The following is a 12,381-nucleotide window of genomic DNA, read 5'->3' as shown; positions in this document are numbered from 1 at the left end:
CCGGGGGGCGGCTACAGGCCCTCGAGGAAGCCGAGGGCCACCCGCCAGGTGGCCTCGGCCGCCTCCTCGTCGTAGTCCGGGAGCTCCGGGTCGGTGTACAGGTGGCCGGCGCCCGCGTACCGGTAGATCTCCACGTCGGCGCCCGCCCTGCGCATCTGCAGATACCAGGCGCTCAGCCAGTCGTCCGTCTCGAACGGATCCGGCTCGGCCACGTGCAACTGGACCGGCAGCTCGTCCACCGAGGCGCTCGCCGCAATGTCGGAGGTGCCGTGCAGCAGCAGGAGGCCGCGCGCGTGCTTGTCGCCGAGCGCCAGGGTCTGCGCGGTGGCGGCGCCGAGCGAGAACCCCGCGTACACGAGTCCTCGCGCGGAGTAGGGAGCGGAGGCCAGGACCGCCCGCTTGAGCAGCTCTTCCTTGCCGATCTCGTCCTTGAAGGCCATGCCCTCCTCGACCGTCTCGAAGGTGCGGCCGTCGAACAGATCGGGGGTCCACACCTCGTGCCCTGCGGCGCGCAGCCGGTCCCCGGCGGCGCGGACGGCGGGACGCAGCCCGTACGTGGAGTGGAAGAGCATGATGTTCATGAGCCCATGGTGCCAGCCGGGTCCGACAACGCCGTATGCAGCACGTTTGCGATCGGAACGGAATCGTTGGTTCACGACGGCCTCAGCCGGTTACGTTCGAAGGCATGGAGAACGTACTGCGCCCGGTGATCGTCGTCGGCAGCTCTGTCGTGCTCACACTGCTCATCGGTTGGGCCACGGACCTCCTGCTGAGCAAGGCGAACGACACTCACCCCGAGACGCCCCTCTGGGGCCTGCTGCGTCGCGGCCGCGTCCCCTACCAGCTGGTGCTGTGTGCGGCCCTGCTCAGAGGCTTCTACGACCAGGCCAAGCTGCTCGAGGACCACCGGGTCGGGATCGGCCGGGCCCTGACCCTGGTGCTGATCGGATCCGCCGCGTGGCTGGTGATCCGTATCGCGGGCGCAGTCGTCGAGTCCTCCTACACCCGCTACGCCCGCCTCCACCACGATCCGGCCCGGGTCCGCCGGGTGCGCACCCAGGTGTCGCTGATCATGCGAGTGGTGTCGGCGATCGTCGGAGTGGTGGCGTTCGCCGCCATGCTGCTGACGTTCCCGGCGATGCGGGCGGCCGGCGCCTCGCTGCTGGCCTCCGCCGGCGTCGTGGGCATCGTCGCCGGTGTCGCGGCGCAGTCCACGCTCGCCAACCTCTTCGCCGGGCTGCAGATCGCGTTCGGTGACATGGTGCGGATCGGTGACACGGTCGTGGTCGACGGTGAGTGGGGCATCGTCGACGAGATCACCCTGACGTTCCTGACGGTGCGGACCTGGGACGAGCGCCGGATCACCATGCCTGTGACGTACTTCACCTCGAAGCCGTTCCAGAACTGGTCGCGGGGCGGTGCCCAGATGACCGGCATCGTCTATTTCCACGTCGACCACTCCGCGCCCGTGGAGGCGATGCGCGAGAAGCTCCGCGACATCGTGCGCGAGTGCCCGGCGTGGGACGGCCGCGCCCACGGCCTGGTCGTCACCGACACGACACCCACCACCATGCAGGTGCGTGCGCTGGTGACGGCGAAGGACGCGGACGACATCTGGACGGTCCGGGTCACGGTCCGCGAGCAGATGATCCGCTGGCTGACCGAGGAACACCCGTACGCGCTGCCGCGGGTCAACACGGCGGAGGCGATAGCGCCGCCGAGCAGCAACGGCCACGCGTGGGCCGACGGCGCGGGCCGGCGGGAGTACGAGTCGCCGCGCTCGGGCCGGGGCTGATGCCCGCTCCGTCAGTGGCCCCGCTCCGCACCGCCGTTGACCTGGATCACCTGCGCGGTGATGTGCCCGGCGCCGGGGGACGCCAGCCAGTGCAGGGTCTGGGCGATGTCGCCGGGCGTGCCGGCGCGGCCGGTCGACGTCTCCGCAATGCCACGGTCGCGCCGCGCCGGGTCCATGGCGTCGCCGAAGAACTCGGTGTCCTCCACATAGCCGGGCGCGACCACGTTCACCGTGATGCCGCGGGGACCCAGATCCCGGGCCAGATCGTAGGCGTACGGGTGCAGCGCGGCCTTGCACGCGGCGTACGCGCCGCTGCCGGAGCCGCGGTAGGCGGCGATGGAGCTGAGGAACAGCACGCGCCCGCCGGGTGAGGCGAGCCGGTTCCGCAGCGCCTCCGTGAGCAGGACCGCGGTCAGCACGTTCAGCCGGAAGTTGACCGTCCAGGTGTGCGCGGCGGCTTCGAGCGGGTCCGCGGTCCCGGCCCCGGGCTCCAGTCGTCCGTTGCCGCCCGCGTTGTTGACGAGGACGTCCACGGTGCCGAGCTCGTCGGCCACGAACCGGGCGACCCCGCGCACGGCGTGCGGATCACTCAGGTCGGCTGCGCAGGTGAGTGCCCCGGGCACGTCGGCCTTCTCCAGTACGTCCGCGCGCCGCCCGAGGAGAAGCACCCGGTCCCCGTCCGCCGCGAAGGCCCGCGCCGTCGCGAGTCCGATTCCCGTACCGCCGCCGCTGATCACCACATTGCGCGCCATGATCCGATCGTACAAAGACGGGCAGCCGCAGGGCGGTTGCTCACTGCCGGGCGCTCCTGGCGCGTCGGACCCACGCCGGGCGCTCCCCACGGGTCCGCGGGCGGACGTCGGCGCAGACTGCGCACGTCCAGGAGGCGCAACACCCAGGAAGATCGGCCGTTGCATTGGCGGCGAACTACCGCCACGAGGTCCGTCGCAGCGCCGCGTACAGGAGCGGGGGCAGCAGTGCGGGCAGGATCAGCTCGAGCGGGATGTTCACGTTCGGCACGAAGTCGAGCAGCGCCAGCTCGATCCCGAGCAGTGTCATCAGCACCGGAGCCGCAGGACCCAGCCGGTCCCCGGCCGGGACGCTCACCACGGCCCCGAGCAACAGCAGGAGCAGCAGGGCCAATTGATCCACTGTGAGCGCTCCGCGAACGTTCGAGATCACACGGGGGACCCCAAGCCTGCCACGTCGCCCTGCTCACGCGCCTTTCGGCGCCCTCGGCTGCAGAGGGCGCCGCATCGCCCGGTGCGGTATGCCCGCGTCGGGGAACTCCGGCCCGTACGCCTCGTACCCCAGCCGCTCGTAGAAGCCCAGTGCTTGCGTCTGCGCGTGCAGGTCGACCGCAGACAGGCCACGCGCGCGTGCCGCGTCCTCGATCGCACGCACCAGCGCCGCGCCGACGCCCAGCCCGCGCGCCTCCCGGGTCACCGCGAGCCGCCCCAGGGAGCCCACGGACGGGTCGCCGCCGTTCTTGGCCGCGGCGGCCTCTCCCCGCAGAAGCCGGCCCGTCCCGAGCGGAACGCCGTCCTCCCGTACGGCCAGGACATGCACCGCGTCGGCGTCGTAGGCGTCGTACTCGATGTCCTCGGGTACGCCCTGCTCACGGACGAAGACCTCCTTGCGGACCGCGAAGCACGCCTCACGGTCCCCGGGGTCCTCGGCGACCCGCACCCGGAACGCTGCGCTCACGCCCAGCTCTCCTCGCGCACCTTGTCCAACGCCTTCTGCAGATCGGCGGGATAGGCGCTCTCGAACTCGACCCACTCCCCGCCCCCCGGGTGCTCGAAGCCGAGGCGTACCGCGTGCAGCCACTGCCGGGTCAGGCCGAGCCGCTTGGCGATCGTCGGGTCCGCGCCGTAGGTCAGGTCGCCGACGCACGGGTGCCGGTGCGCTGCCATGTGGACTCGGATCTGGTGGGTTCGTCCCGTCTCCAGCTTGACGTCGAGCAGGGAGGCCGACCGGAAGGCCTCGATCAGGTCGTAGTGCGTGACGGAGGGCTTGCCCTCGGATGTGACCGCCCACTTGTAGTCGTGGTTCGGGTGACGGCCGATGGGCGCGTCGATCGTGCCGCTCGTCGGGTCCGGGTGGCCCTGGACGAGCGTGTGGTAGCGCTTGTCGACCGTGCGCTCCTTGAACTGGCGCTTGAGCGAGGTGTATGCGCGCTCCGACTTGGCCACCACCATCAGGCCGGACGTGCCGACGTCGAGGCGGTGCACGATGCCCTGGCGCTCGGCGGCTCCAGAGGTCGAGATGCGGTATCCGGCGGCGGCGAGACCACCGATCACGGTCGGGCCGGACCAGCCCGGCGAAGGGTGCGCGGCCACGCCGATCGGCTTGACGACCACGACCACGTCCTCGTCGTCGTGCACGATCTCCATGCCCTCGACCGGCTCGGCGACCACCTGGACGGGCGCGGGCGCCTGCGGCATCTCGACCTCGAGCCAGGCGCCGCCACGCACCCGCTCGGATTTGCCGGCCACCGTGCCGTCGACCAGCACCTTGCCCGCCGCGGCAAGCTCCGCCGCCTTCGTACGGGAGAAGCCGAACATGCGGGAGATGGCGGCGTCGACGCGCTCGCCCTCCAGGCCGTCGGGCACGGGCAGGGTACGGATCTCGGGAAGCGTGCTCACCCGTCGAGTATGCCGGACGGGTCCGACAGCGCCGTACGAGAGCCCCGGGCGCTCAGTCCTTGTGGACCGTGCCGTCCGGGTCGAGGCCCCGGAAGGACAGCAGCACGATCAGGATGCCGCCGCAGACGATCGCCGAGTCGGCCAGGTTGAAGACGGCGAAGTGCTTGGGCGCGATGAAGTCGACGACCGCACCCTCGAAGATGCCCGGGTAGCGGAAGATCCGGTCGGTGAGGTTGCCCAGGGCGCCGCCGAGCAGCAGGCCCAGCGCGATCGCCCAGGGCAGGCTGTAGAGCTTGCGCGCGAGACGGGCGATCACGACGATCACGGCGGCCGCGATCACCGTGAAGATCACGGTGAAGGCCGCGCCGAAGCCGAAGGCCGCGCCCGGGTTGCGGATCGCCTCGAGCTTCAGCCAGTCCCCGATGATCTGGATCGGCGCGTGGCGCTCCAGCTTCGCGACCACGATCAGCTTGCTGATCAGGTCGAGGGCATAGGCGAAGACGGCGACCACGAACAGGACCGCGATCCGGCGCCTGCCGCGGGGGCGCTCGGCGGCGCCCGCCCCCGGCTCCTGGGCGCCGGAGCCCACGGCCGGGGCCTTCGCGGGCGCGGCGGCGGAGTCCGGGGCGGTTCGCCCGCCGGACGGGGCCCGGCGGCCGGACTGCTCCGCTCCGGCCCCCGCCGATTCTGGGATGTCCGGCGTACCGATGATGCGCTCCGCCTTTGCCACGTGAATCCCTCAACCTAGGTGCCTGACTGAGGACGAGACTACGACACCTCCAGGCCGGACCAGGTGTTCAGGACGGGATCATTAGCGGCGTTCCTGCTTCTGCTTGCACTCGACGCACAGCGTGGCGCGCGGAAAGGCCTGCATGCGTGCCTTGCCGATGGGATTGCCACAGTTCTCGCACAGCCCGTAGGTGCCCGCGTCGAGGCGGTCCAGGGCGCGGTCGGTCTGTTCGAGCATCTCGCGCGCGTTGGCGGCGAGCGCCATCTCGTGCTCGCGGGTGATGTTCTTGGTGCCGGTGTCCGCCTGGTCGTCGCCCGCGCCGTCGCCCGAGTCGCGCATCAGGCCGGCCAGCGCCCGCTCGGACGCGTCGATCTCACCACGCAGCCGAACCGACTCCGACTGCAGTTCCGCGCGCGCCTCGGCCACCTCTTCCGGGGTCCACGGGTCCTCCCCGGGGCGCACCGCCAGTTCGCCGGGCTCCACGGCTGCGAGCCGTGCCTTGGGTACCGCGGTGGGGCTCTTCGCCGCCGTGGCCGTGCCAGGAGTCTTCTTCGCAACCACCGTTGTGGCTCCCGTCTGCTCGGCGACCTCGTCCGTGCCCGCCTTCTTGGCCGTGCTCTTCTTGGCCGCACTCTTCGTGGGGGTGCTTTTCGTCGTACCGCCCTCAGCGGCGGCGCTCTTCCGGGCAGCGGCCTTGGCAGGAGCCGTCTGCTTGCCGACGGCCTTCCCGGCCGCGGTCTTCTGCGCGACGGCCTTCTTGACCGCCGTCTTCTTGACCGCCGTCGTCTTGACCGCCGTCGTCTTGGCCGCCGTCCTCTTGGCCGCGGCCTTCTCGACGGCGGTACCGGTCGCCGTCGCCTTCTCGGTGACAGCCCTCTTAGCCGCCGACTTCTCGGTCTTCTCGGCGGCGGTACCGGCCTGCCTTGCCTTCTTCGCGACAGCCTTCTTTGCGACAGCCTTCTTCACCGCAGTTTTCTTGGCGGCGGTACCGGCCTCCTTCGCTTTCTCTGCGGCTTTCTCTGCCGCATTCTCTGCGACGGCCTTCCCGGCCGCGGCCTGCCTCGCGACGGCCTTCTTGGCCACGGCCTTCTTCGCGACGGCCTTCTTCGCGACGGCCTTCTTGACCGCCGTCGTCTTGGCCGCGGCCTTCTCGGCGGCGGTACCGGTCGCCGCCGCCTTTCTCGCGACAGCCTTCTTCGCCGCCGTCTTCTCGGCCTTCTCGGCCTTCTCGGCGGCGGTGACAGCCGCCCTTGCCTTCTTCGGGACGGCCCTTTCGGCTGCCGTCTTCTCGGCGGCGGTGCCCGCCGCCGACACCCTCGTACCGGCGGCCGCCCTCTTGGCGACGGACTTCTTCGCAGCCGCCGCCGTCGGAGAAGCCGCCTTCCCGGCGGCCCGCTTCCGGGTGGATTCCCTCCCTGCGGCCGTCTTCGTGCGCGCCTCCTTCGAAGAAGCCGCCTTCCCGGCGGCCGCCTTCTCCGGAGCTGTCTTCCCGGAGGCAGCCCTGGCGGTGGACGTCTCCTCGGCGGCCCTCACCGAGGCCGCCCGTTTCACGGCACCCTTCACAGAAGGCGCCTCCTTCGCGGCCCCCTTCACCGAGGCCGCCTCCTTGCGGGCCGCCTTCCCGGATGCCGTCTCCTCGGCGGCTTCCTTCTGGGCAACCGTCCTACGAGTAGCTTTCGTGACCGTCTTCTCGACGGCCGTCGCAATGCGGGCCGCCTTCTTCACGACCGACTCCTCACCGGCCGCTCCGGGAGCGGCCGCCTTCGCGGCCCCCGCTTCCCCGGAGAGCGCTCCCCCGGTGGGCACCAGCGCGGAAACCGTCTCCTGGGCCGCCGTATTCCCGGAAGGCCCAGCCGTCGCCGACGCCCCCGCCCGGACCGCTGCCCCGGCCGTCGCGGCGCTCCCCGGGATGTCTGCCGCCCCGGTGGCCGCCCTCTGCCCGGCGGGGTCCGTGCCCAGCGTCTTCAACGGCCTGGCCCTTCGTCCGGCCGCCACCGTGTGGGTGTTCTTCCTGCCGTTCACATCCCTGGCCGCCGGACCGCCGGAGGCAGCCGCACCCATGGATCTGCCGGACGTCGACTGCTGAACGGCGGTCTTCTTCGCCACCATGGCCGCGGCCCCTTCACACATTGTGATCTCGCGCGCGAATCGTGCTGGGACGATAAATCGACTTCTGGCCCGCGGCAACGGGGCACGCCAGCGATTCGCCCGCCACGCGCGTGCCCCGCGGCGAGTCTGCATCCGTTGTGCCCAGCTCTCCGCCCGGTAATCCGGCGGGCGGGGCGTCCCGGGACCCGGACGCCGGCGGCGCGCCATTCGGGTCACTCGCCGCCCCGCGTCGGCCCCGCCCACGGGACCCGGAAAACCGGTCGGCCGCGGTCCGTGCGGCGCCGTACACTGGGCGGAGCGAAAAGGCGTGGATGGGGACGAGTAGCGGCGTACGCAGCCATGAGCGACCCGGGGACGGTGGAAGCCCGGGGGCGAGCGCGACGTGAAGATCACCCCGGAGCCGCCGGAAGAAAGCCTCGGACAGTGGGCTCCGCCCACGGGCCGACAAGGGCCAGTAGAACCGGCATCGCGACCCCAATGAGGGGGCTCACCGGAGCGTACGGCGCACCGGGGAGCCAAGGAGGGTGGTACCGCGGGAGCGCGCCGCACACGGCGTACGGAGAATTCAGGTGATTCCCGGCTCTCGTCCCTCCGACGGAAGGCAGCACGTCCGCCGGAGGAAGATCCATGACGCAGTACCGCCAGGTGCCCGCCCAGGTCGACCTGCCCGCGCTCGAGCACGCCGTGCTCGACTTCTGGCGCGAGCAGAAGATCTTTGCCAAGAGCCTGGAGCAGTCCGAGGGCCGCCCCGAATGGGTGTTCTACGAGGGTCCGCCCACGGCCAACGGCATGCCGGGCGCCCACCACATCGAGGCCCGCGTCTTCAAGGACGTGTTCCCGCGCTTCCGCACCATGCGCGGCTACCACGTCGGCCGAAAAGCGGGCTGGGACTGCCATGGCCTCCCGGTGGAGCTGGCGGTCGAGAAGGAGCTCGGCTTCAGCGGCAAGCAGGACATCGAGGCGTACGGCATCGCGGAGTTCAACGCCAAGTGCCGCGAGTCTGTGACCCGTCACACCGACGCCTTCGCCGAGCTCACCACCCGCATGGGCTACTGGGTCGACCTGGACGACGCCTACCGCACCATGGACCCCGAGTACGTGGAGTCCGTCTGGTGGTCGCTCAAGGAGATCTTCAACAAGGGGCTGCTGGTCCAGGACCACCGCGTCGCCCCCTGGTGTCCGCGCTGCGGCACGGGCCTGTCCGACCACGAACTGGCGCAGGGCTACGAGACGGTCGTCGACCCGTCGGTCTATGTCCGTTTCCCGCTCACCTCCGGTCCGCTGGCCGGCGAGGCCTCGCTCCTGGTGTGGACGACGACCCCCTGGACGCTGGTCTCCAACACCGCGGTGGCCTCGCATCCCGAGGTCACCTACGTCGTGGCGACGAACGGCGAGGAGAAGCTCGTCGTCGCCGAGCCGCTCGTCGAGAAGGCCCTCGGCGAGGGCTGGGAGACCACGGGGCAGACCTTCACCGGCGCCGAGATGGAGCGCTGGTCATACCAACGTCCGTTCGAGCTCGTCGAGTTCCCGGCGCCGGCCCACTTCGTGGTGAACGCCGACTACGTGACCACCGAGGACGGCACGGGTCTGGTCCACCAGTCCCCCGCCTTCGGCGAGGACGACCTCAGGGTCTGCCGCGCGTACGGCCTGCCCGTCGTCAACCCGGTGCGCCCCGACGGCACCTTCGAGGAGGACGTCCCGCTGGTGGGCGGCGTCTTCTTCAAGAAGGCGGACGAAAAGCTCACGGAGGACCTCCAGCAGCGCGGGCTGCTCTTCAAGCACCTGCCGTACGAACACAGCTACCCGCACTGCTGGCGCTGCCACACCGCGCTCCTCTACTACGCCCAGCCGTCCTGGTACATCCGCACCACGGCGATCAAGGACCGCCTTCTCGAGGAGAACGAGAAGACCAACTGGTTCCCGGAGACGGTCAAGCACGGCCGGTACGGCGACTGGCTGACCAACAACATCGACTGGGCCCTGTCCCGCAACCGCTACTGGGGCACGCCGCTGCCGATCTGGCGCTGCGAGGACGGCCACCTCACCTGTGTCGGCTCCCGTGCGGAACTGACCGGGCTGACCGGCGCCGACCAGTCCGAGCTGGACCCGCACCGGCCGTTCATCGACGAGGTCACCTTCGACTGCCCGCAGTGCGGCAAGACGGCCACGCGCGTACCGGAGGTCATCGACGCCTGGTACGACTCGGGCTCGATGCCGTTCGCGCAGTGGGGCTACCCCTACAAGAACAAGGAACTGTTCGAGTCCCGCTACCCGGCGCAGTTCATCTCCGAGGCCATCGACCAGACCCGCGGCTGGTTCTACACGCTGATGGCGGTCGGCACCCTGGTCTTCGACAAGTCGTCGTACGAGAACGTCGTGTGCCTGGGCCACATCCTCGCCGAGGACGGCCGCAAGATGTCCAAGCACCTGGGCAACATCCTGCAGCCGATCCCGCTGATGGACCAGCACGGCGCGGACGCGGTCCGCTGGTTCATGGCGGCGGGCGGCTCCCCGTGGGCGGCCCGCCGGGTGGGCCACGGCACGATCCAGGAGGTCGTCCGCAAGACGCTCCTCACCTACTGGAACACGGTCGCCTTCCAGGCCCTGTACGCCCGGACGTCGGGCTGGGCGCCGAGCGAGGCCGACCCGGCCCCGGCCGACCGCCCGGTCCTCGACCGCTGGCTGCTGTCGGAACTGCACGCGCTCACCGACCAGGTCACCCTGGCGCTGGAGGCGTACGACACCCAGCGCGCCGGAAAGCTCCTGTCCGCTTTCGTCGACGACCTGTCGAACTGGTACGTCCGCCGTTCCCGTCGCCGCTTCTGGCAGGGCGACAAGGCGGCGCTGCGCACCCTGCACGAGGTCCTCGAGACGGTCACGAAGCTGATGGCGCCGATCACGCCGTTCATCACCGAGCGGGTCTGGCAGGACCTCGTCGTGCCGGTGGCCCCGGGCGCCCCCGAGTCGGTGCACCTGGCGTCCTGGCCGGAGGCCGACCTCGGCGCGATCGACCCGGAGCTGTCGAAGCAGATGGTGCTGGTGCGCCGTCTCGTGGAGCTGGGCCGTGCCACCCGCGCCGAGTCGGGCGTCAAGACGCGTCAGCCGCTGCGGCGCGCACTGGTCGCGGCGGCCGGCTTCGAGACGCTGGACCCGGAACTGCACGCGCAGATCACTGAGGAGCTGAACGTCGAGGCGCTCGCGTCGCTGTCCGAGGTCGGCGGCTCGCTGGTCGACACGACGGCGAAGGCGAACTTCCGTGCGCTTGGCAAGCGCTTCGGCAAGCGCGTCCAGAACGTGGCCAAGGCGATCGCGAACGCCGACGCGGCGGTGCTGTCCCTGGCGCTGCGGGAGGGCACGGCGTCGGTGGAGGTCGACGGGGAGACGGTCACCCTCGCCACGGACGAGGTGATCATCACGGAGACCCCGCGCGAGGGCTGGTCGGTGGCGTCCGACTCCGGCGCGACGGTCGCCCTCGACCTGGAGATCACCCAGGAGCTGCAGCAGGCGGGCCTCGCCCGTGACGCGATCCGGCTGATCCAGGAGGCCCGCAAGAACAGCGGTCTGGATGTCGCCGACCGCATCGCGCTCCGCTGGACCGCGACGGAGCCGGCGGTCGTCGCGGCCCTGACCCAGCACTCGGAACTGATCGCCGAGGAGGTCCTCGCCACGGACTTCGCCCAGGGCGAGGCGGACGAGACGTACGGTGAGCCCTTCGTGGAGGAGTCCCTCACCCTGACCTTCCGCCTGCGCAAGGCGTAACGGCACACACGAAGGCCCGGGCCCGCCAAAAAATCTTGGCGGGCCCGGGCCTTCGGCGTTGCGTACCCACGCACAACCGCTCCCCCACCCGAACACAGGGGCCACTGTCCCCGAACACGCACAGCACAAGGGCGGGGCCCCGGATCGAGATCCGGGGCCCCGCCCTGAACGCTGCCGACAGCTACGGCGTATTCATGACCGTCAGTTGTCGTCCTCGTCGATGAGGAACCCACGCATCGGCGAGGGGGCCTGGCCCATCGGCCCCGGGCCCTGCGGGCGTACCGGCGCCATCGGCTGGGTCATCGCCGGGGACATCTGCTGCTGACCGCCGTAGGACGGAGCGGACGGAGCCGGGCCGCCGCCCATCGTCTGGTTGCCGCCGTACGACGGGGCGCTCGCACCCGCCGGAGCCATCGACGGCGCCGACGGCGACGGCAGGGAGGCCGTGGCCGGGGTGCGCGGCGGGGCCAGGGAGTCGTCGGCCTGGGTCTCCAGCTGGCGCAGCTGCGACTCCAGGTACGACTTCAGCCGCGTGCGGTACTCGCGCTCGAAGCCGCGCAGGTCCTCGACCTTGCGCTCCAGCGTGGCGCGGGCGGACTCCAGCGAGCCCATCGCGACACGGTGCTTCTCCTGCGCGTCCCGCTCCAGGGCGTCGGCCTTGGCCCGGGCGTCGCGCTCCAGACCCTCGGCGCGGCTGCGGGCCTCGCCGACGATCTTGTTGGCCTCGGAGCGGGCCTCGGCGATCGCCTGGTCGGCGGTCTGCTGAGCAAGCGAGAGGACACGCGCGGCGCTGTCGCCGCCGGGGCCCTGACCGGGCATGCCCGGACCGCCCATGGGGCCGCCCATCGGACCGCCCATGGGGCCGCCCATCTGCTGCTGCATCGGGGGCTGACCGCCCATCGGCCCTTGCCCCATCGGACCCTGGCCCATCGGACCCTGGCCCATCGGGCCGGGCCCCTGGGGACCTCCCTGACCGCCACCCGGGCCGGCGGGCAGCTGCGGGGCACCGCTCGGCAGCTGGGGCGGGCCACCCATGGGGCCACCCATCTGCTGCTGCGGCGGGCCCGATATCCCGGCGGGAACGGGAGCCCCGGGACCGCGCATGCCCTGCTGCTGGTCCCCCGGCTCCGGAGGCTTCCGCATGTTCTGCTGGTTCTGCGCCGCGGCACGCGTGGCGGCGGCCAGCTTGGCGCGCAGGTCCTCGTTCTCCCGGAGCAGGCGGGTCAGTTCGGCTTCGACCTCATCGAGGAAGGCATCGACCTCGTCCTCGTCATAGCCTTCTCGGAGGCGGACGGTCGTGAACTGCTTGTTCCGCACGTCCTCGGGGGTCAACGGCATCT

At 71.1% G+C, this 12,381-nt stretch carries 10 protein-coding genes and 1 pseudogene; 3 read left to right on the top strand and 8 right to left on the bottom strand.

What is annotated here, in order from left to right:
• Positions 1-11: 11 nt before the first annotated feature.
• The gene (locus tag AAW14_RS32710; protein WP_265568057.1) at positions 12-581 is read right to left on the bottom strand and encodes a dienelactone hydrolase family protein; all 570 of its coding nucleotides are present in this window, start codon (positions 579-581) and stop codon (positions 12-14) included.
• 104 nt (positions 582-685) lie between these two features.
• Between AAW14_RS32710 and AAW14_RS32705 the strand changes: the two genes are divergently transcribed.
• Positions 686-1,795, top strand: coding sequence for a mechanosensitive ion channel family protein (locus tag AAW14_RS32705; protein WP_265568056.1), 1,110 nt, complete (start codon positions 686-688; stop codon positions 1,793-1,795).
• Positions 1,796-1,806: 11 nt separating this feature from the next.
• Here the strand turns inward: AAW14_RS32705 and AAW14_RS32700 are convergent, their stop codons facing one another.
• From AAW14_RS32700 to AAW14_RS32675, 6 genes and pseudogenes are all read right to left on the bottom strand, one after another.
• The gene (locus AAW14_RS32700) at positions 1,807-2,547 is read right to left on the bottom strand and encodes an SDR family NAD(P)-dependent oxidoreductase (RefSeq protein WP_265568055.1); all 741 of its coding nucleotides are present in this window, start codon (positions 2,545-2,547) and stop codon (positions 1,807-1,809) included.
• Between the two features lie 178 nt (positions 2,548-2,725).
• A pseudogene (locus AAW14_RS32695) lies at positions 2,726-2,947 on the bottom strand (Na+/H+ antiporter); the annotation flags it as partial.
• A gap of 63 nt (positions 2,948-3,010) precedes the next feature.
• On the bottom strand, positions 3,011-3,502 hold the full coding sequence (locus AAW14_RS32690) for a GNAT family N-acetyltransferase (RefSeq protein WP_265568054.1): 492 nt from the start codon (positions 3,500-3,502) through the stop codon (positions 3,011-3,013).
• Entirely contained in the window at positions 3,499-4,443 is a 945-nt protein-coding gene (locus AAW14_RS32685) for an RluA family pseudouridine synthase (RefSeq protein WP_265568053.1), read from the bottom strand. Before AAW14_RS32685 ends, AAW14_RS32690 begins: the two co-directional genes overlap by 4 nt.
• Positions 4,444-4,495: 52 nt before the next feature.
• On the bottom strand, positions 4,496-5,173 hold the full coding sequence (gene lspA, locus AAW14_RS32680; RefSeq protein ID WP_265568052.1) for a signal peptidase II: 678 nt from the start codon (positions 5,171-5,173) through the stop codon (positions 4,496-4,498).
• Positions 5,174-5,254: 81 nt separating this feature from the next.
• Positions 5,255-6,487 carry a TraR/DksA family transcriptional regulator gene (locus AAW14_RS32675; protein WP_265568051.1) on the bottom strand — a complete coding sequence of 411 codons (1,233 nt, stop codon included), beginning with the start codon at positions 6,485-6,487 and terminating at the stop codon, positions 5,255-5,257.
• On the opposite strand from AAW14_RS32675, the gene AAW14_RS32670 reads away from it, so the two are divergent.
• Entirely contained in the window at positions 6,471-7,259 is a 789-nt protein-coding gene (locus AAW14_RS32670) for a hypothetical protein (protein ID WP_265568050.1), read from the top strand. The two genes, AAW14_RS32675 and AAW14_RS32670, sit on opposite strands and share 17 nt — an antisense overlap.
• A 650-nt stretch (positions 7,260-7,909) precedes the next feature.
• The gene (gene ileS, locus AAW14_RS32665; RefSeq protein ID WP_265568049.1) at positions 7,910-11,041 is read left to right on the top strand and encodes an isoleucine--tRNA ligase; all 3,132 of its coding nucleotides are present in this window, start codon (positions 7,910-7,912) and stop codon (positions 11,039-11,041) included.
• A gap of 201 nt (positions 11,042-11,242) precedes the next feature.
• Here the strand turns inward: ileS and AAW14_RS32660 are convergent, their stop codons facing one another.
• Positions 11,243-12,379, bottom strand: a complete 1,137-nt coding sequence (locus AAW14_RS32660) for a DivIVA domain-containing protein (protein ID WP_265568048.1) — start codon at positions 12,377-12,379, stop codon at positions 11,243-11,245.
• Between the last annotated feature and the right edge of the window lie 2 nt (positions 12,380-12,381).

The organism is Streptomyces hygroscopicus (assembly GCF_026168105.1).
Classification (GTDB): Bacteria; Actinomycetota; Actinomycetes; order Streptomycetales; family Streptomycetaceae; genus Streptomyces; species Streptomyces hygroscopicus_D.
Note: the sequence above shows the minus strand (reverse complement) of the source record. Positions and strands in the feature narration are given on the sequence as shown.

What these genes read in the sequence shown, in the direction of transcription:
- AAW14_RS32710 (WP_265568057.1), bottom strand. Translation starts at nt 581, where the DNA reads ATGAACATCATGCTCTTCCACTCCACGTACGGGCTGCGTCCCGCCGTC.
- AAW14_RS32700 (WP_265568055.1), bottom strand. Translation starts at nt 2,547, where the DNA reads ATGGCGCGCAATGTGGTGATCAGCGGCGGCGGTACGGGAATCGGACTC.
- AAW14_RS32705 (WP_265568056.1), top strand. Translation starts at nt 686, where the DNA reads ATGGAGAACGTACTGCGCCCGGTGATCGTCGTCGGCAGCTCTGTCGTG.
- ileS (WP_265568049.1), top strand. Translation starts at nt 7,910, where the DNA reads ATGACGCAGTACCGCCAGGTGCCCGCCCAGGTCGACCTGCCCGCGCTC.
- AAW14_RS32660 (WP_265568048.1), bottom strand. Translation starts at nt 12,379, where the DNA reads ATGCCGTTGACCCCCGAGGACGTGCGGAACAAGCAGTTCACGACCGTC.